This is a genomic window from Endobacterium panacihumi (assembly GCF_050847465.1).
Lineage (GTDB): Bacteria > Pseudomonadota > Alphaproteobacteria > Rhizobiales > Rhizobiaceae > Neorhizobium > Neorhizobium panacihumi.
The window spans coordinates 1,129,484-1,147,559 of sequence record NZ_JBOZRA010000001.1 but is presented as its reverse complement, the minus strand read 5'-3'; the positions used below and the strand labels follow the sequence as shown (position 1 = coordinate 1,147,559).

General features: G+C 58.1%; 19 protein-coding genes. 7 read left to right on the top strand and 12 right to left on the bottom strand.

Translation table 11 applies throughout. The features are described 5' to 3' along the window. Positions 1–12: 12 nt before the first annotated feature. From mgrA to ACRQ1B_RS05640, 9 genes are all read right to left on the bottom strand, one after another. Positions 13–1,047 carry an L-glyceraldehyde 3-phosphate reductase gene (gene mgrA / locus ACRQ1B_RS05680; protein WP_432292672.1) on the bottom strand — a complete coding sequence of 345 codons (1,035 nt, stop codon included), beginning with the start codon at positions 1,045–1,047 and terminating at the stop codon, positions 13–15. A 119-nt stretch (positions 1,048–1,166) separates the two neighbouring features. Then, positions 1,167–2,603 carry an NADP-dependent phosphogluconate dehydrogenase gene (gndA, locus tag ACRQ1B_RS05675; RefSeq protein ID WP_432292671.1) on the bottom strand — a complete coding sequence of 479 codons (1,437 nt, stop codon included), beginning with the start codon at positions 2,601–2,603 and terminating at the stop codon, positions 1,167–1,169. 205 nt (positions 2,604–2,808) lie between these two features. Next, a complete protein-coding gene (locus tag ACRQ1B_RS05670; protein ID WP_432292670.1) occupies positions 2,809–3,744 on the bottom strand; it encodes a lipid A biosynthesis lauroyl acyltransferase in 936 nt (311 codons plus the stop codon). A 4-nt stretch (positions 3,745–3,748) separates the two neighbouring features. Continuing rightward, entirely contained in the window at positions 3,749–4,777 is a 1,029-nt protein-coding gene (locus ACRQ1B_RS05665) for a zinc-binding dehydrogenase (RefSeq protein WP_132272279.1), read from the bottom strand. 156 nt (positions 4,778–4,933) lie between these two features. Further along, the gene (locus tag ACRQ1B_RS05660; RefSeq protein ID WP_432292669.1) at positions 4,934–6,220 is read right to left on the bottom strand and encodes a beta-ketoacyl-ACP synthase; all 1,287 of its coding nucleotides are present in this window, start codon (positions 6,218–6,220) and stop codon (positions 4,934–4,936) included. Positions 6,221–6,231: 11 nt separating this feature from the next. Then, positions 6,232–7,428 (bottom strand): beta-ketoacyl-ACP synthase, encoded by a 1,197-nt coding sequence (locus tag ACRQ1B_RS05655; protein WP_432292668.1) that lies wholly within the window; start codon positions 7,426–7,428, stop codon positions 6,232–6,234. Between the two features lie 31 nt (positions 7,429–7,459). Next, entirely contained in the window at positions 7,460–7,933 is a 474-nt protein-coding gene (locus ACRQ1B_RS05650) for a 3-hydroxyacyl-ACP dehydratase FabZ family protein (protein WP_432292667.1), read from the bottom strand. Between the two features lie 22 nt (positions 7,934–7,955). After that, positions 7,956–8,240: an acyl carrier protein gene (locus tag ACRQ1B_RS05645; RefSeq protein WP_112730324.1), complete on the bottom strand. Its 285-nt coding sequence runs from the start codon at positions 8,238–8,240 to the stop codon at positions 7,956–7,958. A gap of 142 nt (positions 8,241–8,382) precedes the next feature. Continuing rightward, a complete protein-coding gene (locus ACRQ1B_RS05640; protein WP_432292666.1) occupies positions 8,383–9,342 on the bottom strand; it encodes a nucleoside hydrolase in 960 nt (319 codons plus the stop codon). A gap of 232 nt (positions 9,343–9,574) precedes the next feature. Between ACRQ1B_RS05640 and ACRQ1B_RS05635 the strand changes: the two genes are divergently transcribed. Beyond that, complete coding sequence (locus ACRQ1B_RS05635; RefSeq protein WP_432293820.1) at positions 9,575–10,318, top strand: TSUP family transporter; 744 nt, start codon at positions 9,575–9,577, stop codon at positions 10,316–10,318. Here the strand turns inward: ACRQ1B_RS05635 and cobU are convergent, their stop codons facing one another. Beyond that, positions 10,319–10,843: a bifunctional adenosylcobinamide kinase/adenosylcobinamide-phosphate guanylyltransferase gene (cobU, locus tag ACRQ1B_RS05630; RefSeq protein ID WP_432292665.1), complete on the bottom strand. Its 525-nt coding sequence runs from the start codon at positions 10,841–10,843 to the stop codon at positions 10,319–10,321. A gap of 913 nt (positions 10,844–11,756) precedes the next feature. Between cobU and ACRQ1B_RS05625 the strand changes: the two genes are divergently transcribed. The 4 genes from ACRQ1B_RS05625 to ACRQ1B_RS05610 all read left to right on the top strand — a co-directional run bounded on the left by ACRQ1B_RS05625 (position 11,757) and on the right by ACRQ1B_RS05610 (position 15,326). Beyond that, the gene (locus tag ACRQ1B_RS05625) at positions 11,757–12,755 is read left to right on the top strand and encodes a glycine betaine ABC transporter substrate-binding protein (RefSeq protein ID WP_432292664.1); all 999 of its coding nucleotides are present in this window, start codon (positions 11,757–11,759) and stop codon (positions 12,753–12,755) included. 114 nt (positions 12,756–12,869) lie between these two features. After that, complete coding sequence (locus ACRQ1B_RS05620) at positions 12,870–13,778, top strand: ABC transporter permease (RefSeq protein WP_432292663.1); 909 nt, start codon at positions 12,870–12,872, stop codon at positions 13,776–13,778. Then, complete coding sequence (locus ACRQ1B_RS05615; protein ID WP_432292662.1) at positions 13,771–14,823, top strand: quaternary amine ABC transporter ATP-binding protein; 1,053 nt, start codon at positions 13,771–13,773, stop codon at positions 14,821–14,823. Before ACRQ1B_RS05620 ends, ACRQ1B_RS05615 begins: the two co-directional genes overlap by 8 nt. 152 nt (positions 14,824–14,975) lie before the next feature. After that, a complete protein-coding gene (locus tag ACRQ1B_RS05610; protein ID WP_432293819.1) occupies positions 14,976–15,326 on the top strand; it encodes a hypothetical protein in 351 nt (116 codons plus the stop codon). A gap of 81 nt (positions 15,327–15,407) precedes the next feature. Here the strand turns inward: ACRQ1B_RS05610 and ACRQ1B_RS05605 are convergent, their stop codons facing one another. Beyond that, positions 15,408–15,569: an entericidin domain-containing protein gene (locus ACRQ1B_RS05605; protein WP_112730338.1), complete on the bottom strand. Its 162-nt coding sequence runs from the start codon at positions 15,567–15,569 to the stop codon at positions 15,408–15,410. A 168-nt stretch (positions 15,570–15,737) separates the two neighbouring features. On the opposite strand from ACRQ1B_RS05605, the gene ACRQ1B_RS05600 reads away from it, so the two are divergent. Continuing rightward, on the top strand, positions 15,738–16,517 hold the full coding sequence (locus tag ACRQ1B_RS05600) for a formyl transferase (protein ID WP_432292661.1): 780 nt from the start codon (positions 15,738–15,740) through the stop codon (positions 16,515–16,517). A gap of 8 nt (positions 16,518–16,525) precedes the next feature. Here the strand turns inward: ACRQ1B_RS05600 and ACRQ1B_RS05595 are convergent, their stop codons facing one another. After that, entirely contained in the window at positions 16,526–17,422 is an 897-nt protein-coding gene (locus ACRQ1B_RS05595; protein WP_432292660.1) for a LysR family transcriptional regulator, read from the bottom strand. A gap of 258 nt (positions 17,423–17,680) precedes the next feature. Here ACRQ1B_RS05595 and ACRQ1B_RS05590 point away from each other — a divergent pair, with 258 nt between their 5' ends. Then, positions 17,681–17,896 (top strand): hypothetical protein, encoded by a 216-nt coding sequence (locus ACRQ1B_RS05590; protein WP_432292659.1) that lies wholly within the window; start codon positions 17,681–17,683, stop codon positions 17,894–17,896. Positions 17,897–18,076: the final 180 nt, after the last annotated feature.

Sequence of the window (18,076 nt, the reverse complement as noted above, 5' to 3'; positions counted from 1 at the left end):
GGCGGCTATTGATCAGGCCTTCAGTTCGGCCGATTTTGCCCAGAGATTGATATCCGCTTCCCGCGCAAAGGTATCGATCTCGGCCAGTTCCTCTGCCGTGAAATCCGGATTGTCGAGCGCCTTGACGCAATCCACCACCTGTTCCGGGCGGCTGGCACCGATCAGCGCCGTTGTGACGCGACCGCCGCGCAGCACCCAGGCCAGCGCCATCTGCGCCAGCGTTTGGCCACGACGTTCGGCAATGGCGTTGAGCGCCTGCAGATTGGCGACATTCTTCTCGTTGAGGAAAGCCGGACGCAGCGACTTGCCCTGAGCGGCGCGGCTGTCTTGCGGAATGCCGCCGAGATATTTCGATGTCAGCATGCCCTGCGCCAGCGGCGAGAACACGATCGAACCTGCACCAACCTCATCCAGCGTATTGAGGAGATTGTCTTCCTCGACCCAGCGGTTGATCATCGAATAGCTGGGCTGGTGGATGAGCAGCGGCGTGCCAAGGCTCTTGAGGATTTCGGCTGCCTCACGGGTGCGCTTGGAATTGTAGGACGAGATACCGACATAGAGCGCCCTGCCCGAACGGACGATATGATCGAGCGCGCCACAGGTCTCTTCCAGCGGCGTATCCGGGTCGAAGCGATGTGAATAGAAGATATCGACGTAATCCAACCCCATGCGCTTCAGGCTCTGGTCGCAGGACGAGATCAGGTATTTGCGGCTGCCCCATTCACCGTAAGGGCCGGGCCACATGTTGTAACCGGCCTTGGACGAGATAATCAGCTCATCGCGATATCCGGCAAAATCCTCGCGCAGGATCTGGCCGAAAGCGGTTTCGGCGCTGCCCGGTAGCGGACCATAGTTGTTGGCGAGATCGAAATGGGTGATGCCGAGATCAAATGCCTGCCGGCAGATCGCTACCTTGCGCTCGCGCGGCGTGTCATCGCCGAAATTGTGCCAGAGACCGAGCGAGATGGCCGGCAGCTTCAGGCCAGACCGCCCGCAGCGGTTATATTTCATCGTGTCGTAGCGATTGTCAGCCGGTTTCCAGGCCATAGAAACGTCCTCCGAAAAACAGTTTGAATAAACAATATCCGCCAATCGCCCTCTTATCCCTGCGACCGGCAGACGCAGAAAGGCCCGCCAGAAGACGGGCCTTTTGCAATGTCAGAAGATCAGGCGAAATCCGCCAGACCGCTGCCCCACGGGCCATGATGCTTGTCGACGCCATCGACACGATCAAAACCATGTGCGCCGAAGAAGTCGCGCTGTGCCTGGATGAGGTTGGCGGTGCCGCGACCACGACGGTAAGCGTCGAAGTAGGACAGAGCCGACGACAGCGCCGGGACCGAAAGGCCGGACATCACGGCCGTCGAGACGACGCGGCGCAGCGAGGCGTCGGTGTCGTTGACGAGCTTGGCAAAGGCAGGCGTGACGATCAGGTTGGCGACATCCGGATCCTTGGTGAAGGCCGAAGTGATCTCGTCGAGGAACTGCGAGCGGATGATGCAACCCTCCCGCCAAATCTTGGCGATGGTCGGCATCGGAAGGCTCCAGTTATATTCTTTCGAGGCGGCGGCCATGACGGCAAAACCCTGCGCGTAGGCAGCAACCTTGGCGGCCAGCAGCGCATTTTCGAGGTCGTCGAGGAAGCTCAGGCCATCCGTATTCGGCATGGCTGCCGTCTGCGGCAGGCCAAGAATCTTTTCGGCAGCTTCACGCTCGGCTTTCTGCGAGGACAGGATACGCCCGGCAACAGCCGCTTCGATCGCGGTTGCGGCGACGCCCATGTTCTGGGCTTCGATCACCGACCATTTGCCGGTGCCCTTCTGGCCTGCCTGGTCGACAATGACGTCCACCATCGGCTTGCCGGAAATCGGATCTTTAGCCGAAAGCACCTTTTCGGAAATTTCGATCAGGTAGGAGTTCAGGCGGCCGGTGTTCCACTTTCCGAAGACCTGACCAATTTCCGGCGCGGAAAGCTTCAGGCCATCGCGCAGGATGCCGTAGATTTCGGCGATCATCTGCATGTCGGCATATTCGATGCCGTTATGTATCGTCTTGACGAAGTGGCCTGCACCGTTTTCGCCGAGCCATGCGACGCAAGGCTCATCGTTGAACTTGGCCGAGATCGAGGTCAACACCTTTTCGACGCGCTTCCAGCTCTCTTCCGTGCCGCCGACCATAATCGACGGACCGTGGCGAGCACCTTCCTCACCACCGGAAACGCCCATGCCGATGAAGGTCAGGCCGCTGTCCTTGAGATTGTCGAAACGACGCATCGTATCGCGGAAATTCGCGTTGCCGGCGTCGATCATGATGTCGCCATTCGCCAGGTAAGGCTTCAGGAGTTCCATCTGCTGGTCGACCGGATCACCTGCCTTGATCATGATGATGATCGGGCGCGGCGGGCGGATGGCGGCAACAAATTCTTCCAAAGTTTCGCAGGGAACGATGTTCTTCTGCAGGTCGCCGGCTTCGGCGTAAAATTTCTTGGTCACTTCCGGAGTGCGGTTGAAAACTGCGATACGGTTGCCTTTTTCGGCAATGTTGAGCGAAAGGTTCGCACCCATGACGCCAAGACCGATAAGACCGATTTCTGCCTGTTCCACGACAAAGCCTCCATTTACAAATCGCAAGGTGTTTTGGCACTCAAAGCGTCCTGCGGCAAGGCCACGGGCACCTGAAACGATTAAATTTCAATCACACATTCATGCCGCCTGCGCGACTGTTAATCTCAAGCAAGATAGGACAATAATCTTGGACGATAAGGTCGGGATGGATGCCGGATCATTCCGAAACCCAGAAGCTCCCCACTTATCGCCCAATCTTCTTCTTGATATTCCAACGGTCGTGATACCACAGCCATTGCTCGGGATATTCCCGCACCCAGCTCTCGACCTTGTCGTTGAGCATCTGCGCCGTTGCCTGCACATCGACATTGCCCTTTTCGTCACGCGGCACATCGATACGAGGTTCGATCTCCAGCCGGTAGCGATTGCCCGGCAGACGAATGCAACGAGCCGGATAAACTTCCGCATCGAATTGGCGCACCAGCTTTGCGAGCAGCGGATTGGTCTGGACCGGCTGACCGAAGAAGGAGGTAGGCAGGCCCTTCTGGAATTTCTGATCGACCAGAACGCCGCATCCTCCGCCCGCCTCCAACTGACGCGCCAGCGCAAAGGATGAACCGGCATGCGACGGCACGAGTTTACCCATACGCGCCGAACGGAAGGAAAAGACCTTTTCGGCGATATAGGGATTGTTCGGCGGACGGAACAGCACCGTCACCATCAGGCCAAAAGCGGCACCGGCTACCGGTAGCAGTTCGAAATTGCCGCTATGGGCGGTAAAAACGATGAAGGGCCGCGGATTGTCGCGCAGATCAAGAAAGATCGGGATGCCCGACACTTCGATACGACCCGGCTCCGGGCGCTCGGGATCAAAATCGAACAGGCGGTCAAGAAACACGTATTCGGCGGCAAGCCGGCCCATATGACCCCAGCTTTTTACCGCGATATCCTGCAACTCAGCCTCGCCTTTCTCAGGATAGGCATTGCGCAGATTGGTCATCATCAGCTTGTGGCGAAAGGTGCGCGGTCCAATCTTGCGCACCAGCCAGTCCGCAAAATTGATGGCCGGATCGGCCGGAAAGATTTTCAGCAGGTTGAGAAAGCCGAAGGCGACCTGCGCCACCAGCCACTGCCGAAAATGCATCAGCGACAGAACGATCCGGGTGATGACCATCTTCACCGGATCAATCCATCCGCAGGATGATCTTGCCGAACACCTGACGGCTTTCCATCCGTTCCAGCGCCTTGTCGATCGTGTCGAAGGTGACTTCCGTATCAATGACCGGATGCACGATGCCGCGCGCCATCTTCTGCATGGCGTCGGCCATGTTTTCCATGCGGCAGCCGAACGAGCCAAGCAGTTTCAGCTGCTGCTGGAACAGCATCATCAGGTTGACCTCGGTAGACACACCGGAGGTTGAGCCGCAGGTGACGAGACGTCCGCCACGCTTCAGGCAGAACATAGAGGCGGCAAACGTATCCTTGCCGACATGTTCGAAGACGACATCGACGCCCTTCTTTTTGGTCAGCTTGCGCACGACGCCTTCAAAACGGTCCTTGCGGTAGTTGATGACATGATCGGCACCGAGCGCCTTGGCGCCTTCGATCTTGTCGTCCGAACCAACGGTGGTGATGACCGTGCAGCCGATCTTCTTGGCAAGCTGGATGGCGGCAGAGCCGATGCCGGAGCCGCCAGCATGGATGAGAATGGTTTCACCCGACTGAAGTTTTGCATTGTCGAACAGCATGTGCTCGACCGTGCCGAACGTAACCGGAGCAAGGGCTGCGGCGACCGCGTCAATGCCCGGAGGAGCCGGGACGAGCTGTCGGGCCGGAATGTTCATCTTCTCCTGCGCAAAACCGTCAAGATGGAAACCATGCACACCGCCAACATGTTCGCACAGATTGTCACGACCCTCGACGCAATTCTTGCAGCGTCCACAGATGCGCGCACCGTAGATGGCAACCAGATCACCCGGCAGCACGTTCGATACGCCCGGACCAATGGCCTCGACCACACCCGATGCTTCCGCACCGATCGTCAATGGCATCTTGCGCTTGGCAAACGCCATGCCGCGCCAGCCCCAGACGTCGATGTGATTGAGCGCAACTGCCTTGACGCGCAGGGTCACCTCACCCGGACCCGGCGCTTCCGGCTCAGGAATATCCACGGCTTCAAGCTTGCGGTCGTCGATCAATTGCAAGGCGCGCATAACAAAAATCCTTCGCCCGGAGGCGTAAACGTTCGTCTTGGCAAAACGTCCGGAACCACTCGCGGCTCACGAAACGCAATGCATCTCGGAAATAGCATGAAGCGCCGCCCGCCCATTTCGGACGAAGACGGCGCTTCATGAGGGTTGGGATGGTCTCTAAGCCGGTTCAGCCGTCAAGACAAGGCTGGCATTCTGGCCGCCGAAGCCGAAGGAGTTGGAGATAACCGCAGAAACCTGCGCATCGCGCTTGACGTTCGGCACCACATCCAGCTCGATCGTCGGATCGGGATTGTTGTAGTTGATCGTCGGCGGCAGCGTGCCGGTCAGCATGGTCTGCAGCGAGAACACCGCTTCCACAGCGCCAGCCGCCGTCAGCGTATGGCCGATCATCGACTTGTTGGACGACAGCGGAATTTCTTTCAGACGATCGCCGAAGACGGCGAGCATCGAGCCATATTCCATCTTGTCGTTTTCCGGCGTCGAGGTGCCGTGCGCATTGACGTAGCCGATATCGGCACCGGTCATACCGGCATCTTCGAGGGCTGCGCGAATGGTTGCAATGGCCGGGCCGCCATCCGGCGACGAACGGGTGCGGTGAAAGCTGTCGGCCTTTTCGCCGAGGCCCTTTACGACACCGAGCACCTTGGCGCCACGGGCAATCGCCGATTCCAGCGATTCCAGAACCAGCGTTGCGGCACCCTCAGCGATGACAAAACCGTCACGATCCTTGGAGAACGGTTTTGACGCCTTTTCCGGCGGATCGTTCTGGGTCGACAGCGCCGAGAGCAGCGAGAAGCGGATCAAGGCTTCGGCGCTTACAGAACCGTCGGTAGCCGCGACCAGCGCCTTGTCGGTACGGCCCTGACGGATTGCCTCGACGCCGAGCTGGATTGCCGTTGCGCCGGAAGCGCAGGCCGTCGACAGGGTCACCGGCAGGCCGCGCGTGCCAAAACGATCGGCAAGACGCTCGGAGATCGAACCGAACTGCACCGCCTCAAGGAAGGCAGGATCGGGACGTTCGCGCATGGCAGTCAGGAACCGATCGTATGCGTCAGCTTCGCGTTCTGCCGGCGGCGCGCGATCCGCAAGAGCGAAACGATCAACCCATTCCGGCTCGATCGGCGGTGCCGCGAGAAACAGCGGGCCGTCGAAATCACCGGAAAGGCCAGCCTGCGCCAGTGCCTCGATGGTGGTTTCGCGGGCGAATGCGTAGGAGCGCTCGACCGAGTTCGGAGCCGGGATATCGATGAAATCGACCGTGCCACAGATTCGGGTCGAAAGACCTTCGGTCGGGAAGCGGGTGATCTTGTGGATGCCCGAAGTGCCTGAAGTCAGCGCCTTCCAGTTATCCTGAAGACCCTGGCCAAGCGAAGTGATGACACCCATGCCGGTGACCGCCACAATCGGGCGGCCGAGATGATCCTTGAAGCGATTGTCGCTCATCACTTAACTCCTCACGCGTCCGCGGACAGGGCAGCAAGCCCCTCGCCGCGCGTATAACCGACCGTTGTCACGACCGCATGTTTCGCGGGCTTAGCCATCGGCTGTTCGTTGTTGGCATCGAAGGCCGGAACACTGGCGGACGTATCAAGCGCAAGAGCTGCCAGAGCCAGACCGAGCGGGAACTGCGCTTCCATGCCGTGACCGGACACACCACCGTAACCGCGGATAGCGGCGCCCGGCAAAGCTTGTTCAAGAACCGCCTTTTCACGCGCGGAAAGCTCGACGACGCCGCTGGCGCCGGAGAACACGACAGTATCCTCAGCCGAGCCGGCAAGACCTGCCATGCGCGTCAGGCGCTTTTCGAGCTTGCCCTCGTCGCGATTGCCGCGATCACCTTCGATACCATCGATCACCGCATAGATATGCGCACCACGCGCCGTGGCGTGAGCGCGCGATTCCAGAACGAGGAAGGCACCGACAGAACCCATCATCATGCCGCCGCCATTATCCGGCGAACGGGACCAGAGAGGCGCCCATTCACCCGTGGCATGGGCACGAATGCCTTCAACGAGGAGCAGGATGTCCGCGCGTTCGGCAACAAATGCGCCGCCAGCGAGCGTGTGCGTCGACTGGCCGGACTTGATGCGGTGAAATGCGGTTTCGATCGCAGAAATACCGGCCGCCTCTTCGCCCATGAAGGTGCGCGAGGAACCGGTGACCTTGTGAACGATGGAAATATTGCCGGCGAGAAGGTTGGAAAGCTGCGCCAGAAACAGTGTCGGACGTAGTTCGGTGGTCAGTTTTTCGTTGAGAAGGGCTTCGCGGTCGTTGCGCTTTAGGCCTTCATCGACGATCAGCGTATCGACCTTGATGTCGCGCTCGCCGCCACCTGCCGCCACAATCATGTCCATGGAGGCACAGAGATCAGCGTTTTCCTTGAGACCCGCATCATCCAGCGCGAGGCCGGCGGAAAACACGCCGAGCCGCTGCCAGTTTTCCATCTGTCGCTGATCGCGCTTGGCGATCTGGGTCGACCAGTCGATTTCCGGCATCGGATGCACCGGATAGGGCGCAAAACGCTCTGTTTCGACGCGCGGCGCTATCGCCTCCGCACCCGACAGGACCGCGACATGCGGCTCCTTGCCGACGCCAAGGCAGCTCACGATACCGATACCGGTGATCACGACATCATTGTCAGACTTCATCATGTCCTCTTCCTCACCGGATGACCGGCGGGCTTCAAGCGTTCGCGGCGATCGCATCCATCAAGCCGACTTCCTCGGCCCGTTTGCGGACGATCGGCGCGAGCGGAATTTCGCTGAACGGCATGGTGCGCAGCTTCAATTGCGCATCGCAGACCTTTTTGCCGTTGCTGGTAATTTTTGCCTTGGTCACGGCATAACCCGATCCCTCGTGCTCCAGAAACGCCTCGATATCAAGGACGGCGTCCGGTTCGACGAAAGTGCGCAGCTTGGCGCCATCAACGGACATAAGGAATGGCATGGCGGCAAAATCCGTCGCCGCCAGAACCAGCATGCCGGATGCCTGCGCCATGGTCTCGATCAGAAGCACGCCCGGCACGAGCGGCATGCCCGGAAAATGCCCTTCAAACACAGGGCTTTTCGACGGCACGACCGAGCGCGCCGTCAGAGTGTTGGCCTTGAGATCGACCGTTTCGATACGGTCGATCATCTGGAAATATTCGAGCAGCATGAAGGCTTAACAGCCGGGCAAATCAGCCCTTGGCTGCCCTCAGCTCGTCGATCTTGGCGCAGAGGTTTTTCAGAACGAAGTACTCTTCGGTCGAAACCTTGCCTTCGTTGACTTCCTGCGTCCACTGTTCCAGCGGAATCTTGATGCCGAATTCCTTGTCGATCGCGAAAACGATGTCGAGGAAATCGAGGCTGTCGATTCCAAGGTCGTCGATCGTATGGCTTTCCGGCGTAATCGTCGCGCGATCGATTTCGCTGGTTTCAGCAATGATGTCGGCAACTTTGTCGAATGTAGCGGTCACGCCCATGTCCTCATAGAGAATATTGTAATCAGGTCCCCACATAGGGAAATCATTTTGCAATGCCAATGGCAAGCGGTGCCACAATAGACATTTGCGCCGCAACTGTTGCCGAAACAGCAATTGCAGCGTTCAGATTTGGCATCGTCTATCAGGCAGCCTTGCCTTCGACAAGCACCGTGCGAATGAGAGCAAGCACCGCATCGGCCTCGATACCCGTGCAGGCGTACTGGCTCGGATGGCCATCCCACTCGCCCGGCGGGAAGGTTTTGGCGTCCGGCTTCTGGATCGTCATACCATCGGCAATGCCGCCACACACGACGCGGATCGCGCCGCTGCGGGTCTCGAAAAGATCGGGACGTACCACATAAACGCAGGCGCAACTGTCATGGATCACCATGCCATCGCCGACACGGTGATTGTAGAAATCGATGTAGAACTGCGACAGATCATTCAACAGTTCGACATGGCTGCCACCGGCCTTCGCCATTTCGGCGAGATAGCTGCGCATCATCACCGTCTGCATGGTCACATCGAGACCGACAACCGTCACGCGCCACGACGCCGTAAAGACGAGATCGGCCGCTTCCGGATCACCAAAAATATTGGCTTCCGCCGCAGGTGTCACATTGCCGGGCACGTCGAATGCGCCCCCCATGATGACGACATCCTTCACCAGCGCGGCCACATCCGGATCCGCCTGAAGAACCAGGGCCAGATTGGTCATGCGACCGACGGCTACCAGGGTGATCTCGCCCGGATTGGCGCGAACGGTATCGATGATGAACTGATGCGCCGGTCGCGGATCGGCCTTACGGTTTATGACCGCAGGAATCTCGATATTGCCAAGACCGTTGTCGCCATGGATGAAGGTCGGCCAATGGCCATTCTTGCGCTTGGGATCGAATTTTTCTCCTGAGCCTTGCGCGACCGGCGCCTCGATGCCCCAGGCTTCGGCAAGAAACAGCGCATTGCGCGTGGTAATGTCGATTGGCGCATTGCCGATCGTGGTCGTGATGCCGACCAGGTCGATTTCGGGATGACGGTGCAGAAACAGCAGCGCCATCGCGTCATCGACGCCCGGATCGGTATCAAAGATGACCTTATGCATAAAAATGGTCCCGGTTTCGAAAGGTGCGGCACCATAACGCCGGATTGCGGATGTGCAATCCCGTCACAGTGTCCACATGAATTCACCCACCGGACCGTGCAGCCTTCCAGCGCCGTTGCACGGCCATCACTTCGGTGCCAGAACGTCGCCCGGCCTTCTTCTGCCCGTCCTCCTCTCAGACAGAGACAAAACCTTGGATATCGCGACACACCTGCTCATCCTCCTGTTCTTCATGGCGGTCCTCGCCGGTTTTGTTGATTCGATCGCCGGCGGCGGCGGGCTGATCACCATTCCTTCCATGCTGATCGCCGGCATTCCACCGCTTGACGCTCTTGGCACCAACAAACTGCAGGGCATGTTCGGCGCGACATCGGCAACAATCTCCTACGCGCGGCGTGGTCATGTGCAGTTGAAGACCCAGTTACCCATGGCGTTCATGGCGCTGATAGGAGGCGGTGTCGGCGCATTGATTGCTTCCGTACTTCCGACAAAAATACTTGGCTCGGCGATCCCCTTCCTGCTGATCGCCATCGGCCTGTTCTTTGCGTTAAAACCCAATCTCACAGACACCGACAGCCATCGTCGCATCACACCCTTCCTGTTCGGTGCGACATTCGTGCCGCTGATCGGACTTTATGACGGCGTTTTCGGCCCGGGCGCGGGCTCGTTCTACATGCTGGGATTCGTGCTTCTCGCAGGTTTCGGCATGCTCAAGGCCACCGCACACACCAAGCTGATCAATCTCGGCTCCAATGTCGGCGGTTTCCTGATGTTTCTGGCGACCGGCTCGATCCTGTGGAAAGTCGGCATCGTCATGGGCGTCGGTCAGTTCATTGGCGCCCAGATCGGCTCGAGTCTTGCCATGCGCATCGGCGCAAAAATCATCAAGCCGCTCCTGGTCATTTCCTGCTTCGCCATGGCGACAAAACTCCTTGCCGACCCGATGCATCCGCTGCGCATCTGGCTGGGCTGGTAATCAGCCCTTCATCTTGAGCGGCAGGCCCGCAGCGACAAAATAGACTTCGTTTGCAGATGCCGCGACCTGCTGATGCAAGCGGCCGGCATGGTCACGAAAAGCCCGCGCCATTCTGTTTTCCGGCACGATACCAAGTCCGACCTCGTTGGAAACGATGATCAGGCGAGCCGCAGCCTCGTGAATGTGCATCGCAAGCCGGGCTGACTGCGTGCCGATCGTGTCCTCGGCTTCCATCATAAGATTGGTGACCCACAGTGTCAGGCAGTCAACAAGAATGATCCGGCCAGGTGCATCAAGGCTTCGCAAGGTAGCCACGAGATCGACAGGCACGTCATGCGTCTGCCACCCCTCGCCGCGCTGCTCCTGATGCGCACGGATGCGCGCCCGCATTTCATCATCATAAGCACGGCCGGTCGCGATGTAATGCCGCTCCAGCCCACTCTCCAGCGCAAGCTTTTCTGCAAAGCTCGACTTCCCCGAACGCGCGCCCCCGAGCACAAGGACCGAACCGCCAGATTGGCTCATCACATAAACATCCATGCAAAGGAGAAGAAAGAGACGCCGCCGGAGCGCGGCAATATGAAGAAGCGGACGATTCGTAGATAAAGAAGGCGTCCGCGCCGGTTGATCATCTGCCTGCTCCGGCGGCCCGACCGTTTGTGACCAGATACCGCGCCCGTCCGCAACATACGGCGCTGTCAGCGAGGCCTGGCAAAACGGTGGTTCGCAAAAGTCTTATCCAGACTGGCCTCGGGCGCCATGTCAACGACACCCGATTCCCGCCGGCAAGCACATGGTCTTACCGTGAATCATATCTGTCAATGACGGAAGCAAAAACGGTCCGGTACGCACTACCTAAATCCGGACCCGTTGGCGATCTGATCGCAGACAAATAGATAGCGTCACATTCTTACCGGATCGTTAGCTATCGGTGCCTGGACCCGGATCGGCGCATTATTTTCGTTTTTTTTGCTCTTTCGTTTCGATGCACGCTTACATCTGGATACCTCAACCAGTGGCGCGAAAAGAACAGCGCACGTCAAAGCTCGATGGTGACTTTTTCGAGACATCTGCCGCACCCTCGATCACAACGATCTTCACCGCTCAGGCGATCGGCAGATTGCATAAATTTGAAGCGACTGATCGTTTTGCCATGCGTAAGCGGCACAACGGAAACAGCACACGTTCGAGGCAAGACGGTACGGAAACAGTTGATTTTCGTCATAAAAGCCGTAGCGTCACGGGGCTGATACATGAATTGCCGAATATCTGCGGCCAGTTGCCGCCAACAAGGCGCATGCGCATACAGCAACCCGGCCGCCAATCATTCTCCGGCAAGGGATCGCGCCAAGCAAGATTGATGGGAGCCCGGCCAAGGCAGTGGACCGGCGGCCTCCAGACGCGAACACTGCGATTGAGACTGGGAGGTCTTGAGACGATGAAAACCCTTCTCGCATCCGCCGCCGTCGGTATCGGCATCTATGCCATGTCTGGTTCAGCGCAGGCCGCCGATTGCGGCAGCTTATCGATTGCGGAAATGAACTGGGCCTCGGCCGGCGTCGCCGCCCAGGTCGACAAGATCATTCTCGAAGAAGGTTATGGCTGTTCGGTGGAAATCGTCACCGGCGACACCATGCCGACCTTCACATCGATGAACGAAAAGGCACAGCCCGACATGGCGCCGGAATTCTGGATCAACGCCGTGCGTACACCGCTTGATGCCGCCGTCAAGGAAGGCCGGCTGATCGAAGCAGCCGAAATTCTTGCCGACGGCGCCGTTGAGGGCTGGTGGATTCCCAAATTTCTGGCCGATGCCCATCCTGACATCAAGACTGTGGAGGATGCATTAAAGCATCCGGAACTGTTCCCCGCGCCAGAGGACAAATCAAAGGCCGCAATCTTCAATTGCCCGTCGGGCTGGAACTGTGAGGTCTCGACCTCCAATCTTTACCGGGCGATCGGCGCCAAGGAAAAAGGCTTCGACCTTATCGACACGGGGTCGGCGGCCGGCCTTGACGGCTCGATTGCCAATGCATTCGAAAAAAAGACCGGCTGGCTGGGTTATTACTGGGCACCAACGCCGATCATGGGCAAGTATGAAATGGTGAAGCTTTCGTTTGGCGTGCCACACAACAAGGCGGACTGGGACGCCTGCACCTCCGTGCCGGACTGCCCTGCCCCGAAAGTGAATTCCTACCCGACATCGCAAGCCTTCACCATCGCCACCAAAAACTTCGCCGACAAGGCCGGCGTCGCCATGGACTATGTGAAAGCCCGCAAATGGGGCAATGCCACGGTCAATGGCATCCTTGCCTGGCAGGACGCAAACCAGGGCACCAACGAGGACGCGGCAAAACATTTCCTCGAAGAAAACGAGGATATCTGGACCAAATGGGTCACACCGGAGGTCGCCGAAAAGGTCAAGGCCGCGCTTTAACGGCCCTTACTCCGGCGTCCCACATGTCGATATCGGGGCCAGGCTGCTCCGATATCAGGCAAAGGGCATTTGGCGCCCGCGGCTGCGCCGGACAATAAAAACCAGGGGGAAGACATGGCAAACTGCAGCTTCATGCCCGATGTCCTCTGTCGCTTTCCGGCAATCAGCGACAGTTACGTCCGCACGGCCCGCAAGGTGATCGACGATGGCTTCAAGGGGCTTGTGCGGGAATACGGCTACATCATCGACGCGGTCGTGCAACCGCTCCAGTGGTTTCTGAACTATCTCGAGCGCCTGTTTGTCAGTTCTCCCTGGTTTATCGTGCTGATCATCATGCTGGCGATCGTCTACCTTGCCAGCCGCAAGATCGGCATTACGATCGGCACCGCCCTGGGCATGGTACTGATCGGCGTCATAGGGCTTTGGGAAGACACAATGGTCACCCTTGCGATCGTGACCGTTTCGACCTTGATTGCGATCGTCATAGGATTGCCGATCGGCATCCTGATGGCTCGCTCCGACCGCATACAGGGCACAATCAACCCTGCACTCGACGTGATGCAAACCATGCCGAGCTTTGTGTACCTGATCCCGGTGGTGGTGATCTTCGGCATCGGCAAGGTGCCGGGCCTCATCGCCGTCGTCATCTACGCTGTCCCCCCGATGATTCGCCTGACCAATCTGGGCATCCGGCTGGTCGATGCCGAGGTGCTGGAGGCGGCGGATGCTTTCGGTTCGTCATCGCGCCAGAAATTGTGGAACGTGCAGATGCCCCTCGCACTCCCCACCATCATGGCTGGGATCAACCAGACGATCATGATGTCGCTTGCGATGGTCGTTGTCGCCTCCATGGTCGGTGTCGGAGGCCTCGGCAAGAACACGTTGCAGGCCATCAACAACCAGTTCTTCACCTTCGGCTTCATGAACGGCTTTGCCCTGGTGGTCATCGCCATCATTTTCGACCGTGCAAGCCAGGCGTTCGGCAAAAGACTGCAGAAACATGCGGAGGTCGTTCATGGCTAGCCACGGCATCGAGATCAAAGGCCTCTACAAGATTTTTGGCCCGCATGGCCGCGACCATGTCGAAACGGTGCAAAAAGGCATTTCCAAAAGCGAGTTGATCGAAAAACATGGCCACGTGCTTGGCCTCAAGGACATCAGCATTTCCATGCCGGCCGGTGGCATCACCGTGGTCATGGGCCTGTCCGGCTCGGGAAAATCCACGCTGATCCGCCATATCAACCGGTTGATCGAGCCGACATCAGGCGAAGTGATTTACGACGGCACCGATATCTGCGGCATGAACGAGACCGCGCTTCGGGATTTCCGCCGCCACAAGACGGCAATGGTGTTTCAAAAATTTGCACTTCTGCCGCATCGAACGGTTATTGAAAACACCGTCTATGGCCTGGATATCCAGGGCATCCCGCGGTCGGAAAGCACGAAAAAAGGCCGGTACTGGATCGATCGCGTCGGCCTTTCCGGTTTTGAGGATCGTTATCCTAATCAACTTTCCGGCGGTATGCAGCAACGCGTCGGCCTTGCCCGCGCGCTGACCAACGATGCCGACATCCTGCTGATGGACGAAGCCTATTCGGCGCTCGACCCGCTCATCCGGGTCGATATGCAGAGCGTTCTTCTGGAAATCCAGGCCGAACTCAAAAAGACGGTCGTCTTCATCACGCACGATCTCGACGAAGCTTTGCGCCTTGGCGATAAGATTGCCATCCTGCGCGACGGAGAGATGATCCAGCAGGGTTCCGGTCAGGAGATCGTGCTGCGCCCCGCCGACGAATACATCACGGCCTTCGTCAAGGAGGTCAATCGTGGCCGCGTCATCCAGATCGGCACGATCATGGCGCCACTGGAGGGCACCACCGAAGGTCCATTGTTGGCGCGCACGATGACGCTGGAAAACGCCGCCAAGGAAATGACATCTGCGCACGGCACGAAAGCCCGTGTTATTGATTCGGCGGGCCGACCGATCGGCATGATCGACCTGCAAACAATCATCGCCGCCATGGTGACCCCCTCCTCACATGGAAATGTACCCGTCGCGGCAGAATAAACCTTAATTCAAACCAGTTCTGGACAATGTCGGCACGACTGTCTCCACCGCGCCGCCGTGCTTGAAATGCCGGCCGAGCTCAGTCAGAAAAAGCCAAAGGGAATCAGCGGCTGGCCTTATGGCCCTCCGCCTTGCTGCCAAGGGGCGTGGACATGGGAAATATTTCTCCGATCGGAAACCGCGAGACGGTGGCGGACGGACTTCAATCGTTTTCAACTGAAAATCAGGCATGGCTTGGCCTGCTGATGGATAGCCCTACCAATGACGATGTGCTGCTGGACGGGCTGCATCTTTATCTCGACCGGGCGAGCGAAGCGCGCTTTCTCAATTCCATCAAGCTTGAAAAAACAGGGGAATGGATCGGCAACAATGCCCCGGCTCGACTGCAGATAAGGCTAAGCGAGGCTGCCCGTTCGAGCCAGCATCCCGCCTACGGCGCGTTTCGTGCTGGATTGTCAAAATCGGGCGGCCTGGAACGTGCTTATCCAAAGGCGCCGGTCTGAACAGGACTTTTATCCGTCGCTTTATTTTGAAATGAAAAGGCTCGGGCGAAAAACCCGAGCCTTTATCTTGTCCGTTATCTCTTAACGCTTGGCGGCCCGATCAACGTCACGACCGGCGGACTGGGTGGCATCGACGGCATTGGCCGTGTCCCGGCCCACGCCGCGAATGGTGTTGCCGCAGGCGCTTAGCGTTAGCAGGGCAACAAGGGTGGCGCCGAGGACGGTCACTGTTCCGATTTTCATGGTGGGACGCTCCGAAAGATATCAATTGGTTGCATATCGCGGCGGAGAAACGCACCACTTCACGAAAGGTTCACCCATATCCGCGATTAATTTTGCAACCCATCGAGGATAACTGTTTTTTCACTGTCAAACCGCAAAGGTCGTCGTTCGTCAGCAGGGTCGAGTACGATGATACAGGACGAGAATTTTCCGCGCGTGCTGGTGATGACCGCTGGCGGCGCCAATCCCCAGGTGATGATCAATGCGCTGAAGAGACATTGGTCCAGTCTTCACATCATCGAAGAAAAGCCGGAGAGCAAAAGCACCCTTTTAAAGCGTCGTGCGAAACGCCTTGGCTGGCTGACGGCACTTGGCCAACTGGGCACGATGGTCGCATCGCGGTTCGGCAAGAATGTCGCCGCGCGGCGCTCCGCCGACATTCTGAAACTCTACGGTCAATCGGCTGCGTCCGATCCGCTTCTTCCGGTTCATCATGTCGGAAGTCTCAATGACGAACGATGCCATGCGCTGCTTGATCAGTTGAAACCGGACGTCATCCTGACGATCTCGTGCCGGTTGTTGACAAAGGCAACGCTGGCTGCCTGCCCCTGCCCGATCATCAACTTTCACGCCGGCATCAACCCGGCTTACCGCGGCCAGATGGGCGGGTATTGGGCATTGGTCGAGGGCGATACCGATAATTTTGGCGCGACCGTTCACCTCGTCGACGCAGGCACCGATACAGGCGGCACGCTGTATGAACAGCGAGTCGCCCCTCAGAAAAGCGATTTCATCGCCACCTATCCGCTGCTGCTGACCGTTGCTGCGACCGAAATCACCATCAAGGCCATCGGAGACGTGCTGCACGGCCGCGTCCACGTCAAGCCGCAGTCGGGTCATTCCGTTCTGCGCTTTCCTCCAACGATCTGGGCATGGCTATGGAACGGCCTCACCAAGGGCATATGGTGAGGCCGATATCAGGCCGCCGCGGCGTCAATTGATTCGAACGCCTCGCGAATGCCTTCCGCTACCGCCTTGGCCGGCGTCGACAGCTGCGGAATGGTGAGAAGGCGAATGTCGAAGCTGATCAGCTCCGGAAGGCCTTCCTTGGCCCCGAGGATCTGCATGTCATCCGTGATGTAGGACCGTGGCAGTGGAGCAATCGCCAGATCGGAGACGACGGCTGCGCGCTGCGCCATCGTATGGGCGCTGGCATACGCGATGCGATATGGCCGCTTGTGTTTGTCGAGCTGCGTCAGCGCATCCTGCCGCCATACACAACCGTCTTCCCACACGGAAACCGGCAGCGGATCACGCAGATAGGCGGTGCCACATTTGGCGCCCGCCCAGACGAGCTTTTCGGTATGAATGATCTCTCCACCGGTGGGGAACGGCCGCGTCGCACAGTTGATCAGCGTCAGATCGAGCCGCTGCTCTTCCATGCGTCGGCGCAGAAGCAGGCTCTGATCGACAGTGACGTCCACCATGATACCCGGAAAGCTTTCGCCAAAATCCTTCAGCAGCTTGGGCAACAACCGCTCGGCAATATCGTCCGGCGCACCCAATCGCACCACGCCGGACAGCTCCGGCATGACAAACCGCGATACGGCTTCATTGGAAAGCGCGAGCATCCGTCGCGCGTAGGAAAGAAGCATCTCACCATGTTGCGTGAGTGTGACCGATCGTGCATCGCGCAGAAACAGCGTTGTCTTCAGCTGCTCTTCAAGCTTCTTGATCTGCATGGACACGGCCGAGGGCGTTCGCAACACAGCTTCGGCGGCAGTGGAAAAATTGCCAGTCTCGGCAATCGCCACGAAAGTTCTCAGAACATCATTATCCAGTAACGGCAGTGGGGATCGAAAGGGCGCAGACATGGCCTCACCTTCAATTTTTCTGAACTTAAGCACCATATCATTTCGTTTGATTGAACGTCAAGCGAGTGCATAATGTGCCTACTGAATGATCTTTATGATTGAATTTGAGGCAGAGCAAAGCACGACAGCGAAATCTGCTTCACACATTGAGATGAGTGGAAGCAACGCCATTCGACTGATTGATGACACGAGCACTGCAAGACGTTTCGCAGCACATTGCGAGAAGCTTGACCAAACACTGGAACGGAGGAGGCCGTCATGGCCATGTTCACGTCACATCATACCCACAAATCACATTCGCCATTGTCTGCTGCCTGGGGCATCGTCAGCGATGGCATCGCCGAGGTCCGCGCATCATGGCGTCGCCGCAAGACTGCGGAAATGATCGAAAGCCTTCCACCAGAATTGCGCAAGGATATCGGTTGGCCTACCAGCGAAATCTTGACGGATACCGATCGCGACGTCCGCCACTAAATATCGATCAGAACTCATCTTTTCTCGCGTAGCTCGATGTCGATAAATGCCGGATGCCTGTCCTGACGACAAGGCACCCGGCATTTTTGGCATTTCGGAGAGGCAGTGTCGCAAAAAGAACGCATAGAATCCCGGACTTTGCCGGAGGCGCCGCGGATACGGCGATTTATGTCGCTATTT

Coding starts and splice junctions, on each gene's coding strand:
- mgrA (WP_432292672.1), bottom strand. CDS start 1,047: ATGGCCTGGAAACCGGCTGACAATCGCTACGACACGATGAAATATAAC.
- ACRQ1B_RS05610 (WP_432293819.1), top strand. CDS start 14,976: ATGGGAAATATTTCTCCGATCGGAAACCGCGAGACGGTGGCGGACGGA.
- ACRQ1B_RS05655 (WP_432292668.1), bottom strand. CDS start 7,428: ATGATGAAGTCTGACAATGATGTCGTGATCACCGGTATCGGTATCGTG.
- ACRQ1B_RS05650 (WP_432292667.1), bottom strand. CDS start 7,933: ATGCTGCTCGAATATTTCCAGATGATCGACCGTATCGAAACGGTCGAT.
- ACRQ1B_RS05600 (WP_432292661.1), top strand. CDS start 15,738: ATGATACAGGACGAGAATTTTCCGCGCGTGCTGGTGATGACCGCTGGC.
- ACRQ1B_RS05665 (WP_132272279.1), bottom strand. CDS start 4,777: ATGCGCGCCTTGCAATTGATCGACGACCGCAAGCTTGAAGCCGTGGAT.
- ACRQ1B_RS05605 (WP_112730338.1), bottom strand. CDS start 15,569: ATGAAAATCGGAACAGTGACCGTCCTCGGCGCCACCCTTGTTGCCCTG.
- ACRQ1B_RS05640 (WP_432292666.1), bottom strand. CDS start 9,342: ATGCATAAGGTCATCTTTGATACCGATCCGGGCGTCGATGACGCGATG.
- ACRQ1B_RS05615 (WP_432292662.1), top strand. CDS start 13,771: ATGGCTAGCCACGGCATCGAGATCAAAGGCCTCTACAAGATTTTTGGC.
- ACRQ1B_RS05635 (WP_432293820.1), top strand. CDS start 9,575: ATGGCGGTCCTCGCCGGTTTTGTTGATTCGATCGCCGGCGGCGGCGGG.
- ACRQ1B_RS05590 (WP_432292659.1), top strand. CDS start 17,681: ATGGCCATGTTCACGTCACATCATACCCACAAATCACATTCGCCATTG.
- ACRQ1B_RS05645 (WP_112730324.1), bottom strand. CDS start 8,240: ATGGGCGTGACCGCTACATTCGACAAAGTTGCCGACATCATTGCTGAA.
- ACRQ1B_RS05660 (WP_432292669.1), bottom strand. CDS start 6,220: ATGAGCGACAATCGCTTCAAGGATCATCTCGGCCGCCCGATTGTGGCG.
- ACRQ1B_RS05620 (WP_432292663.1), top strand. CDS start 12,870: ATGGCAAACTGCAGCTTCATGCCCGATGTCCTCTGTCGCTTTCCGGCA.
- cobU (WP_432292665.1), bottom strand. CDS start 10,843: ATGAGCCAATCTGGCGGTTCGGTCCTTGTGCTCGGGGGCGCGCGTTCG.
- ACRQ1B_RS05595 (WP_432292660.1), bottom strand. CDS start 17,422: ATGTCTGCGCCCTTTCGATCCCCACTGCCGTTACTGGATAATGATGTT.
- ACRQ1B_RS05625 (WP_432292664.1), top strand. CDS start 11,757: ATGAAAACCCTTCTCGCATCCGCCGCCGTCGGTATCGGCATCTATGCC.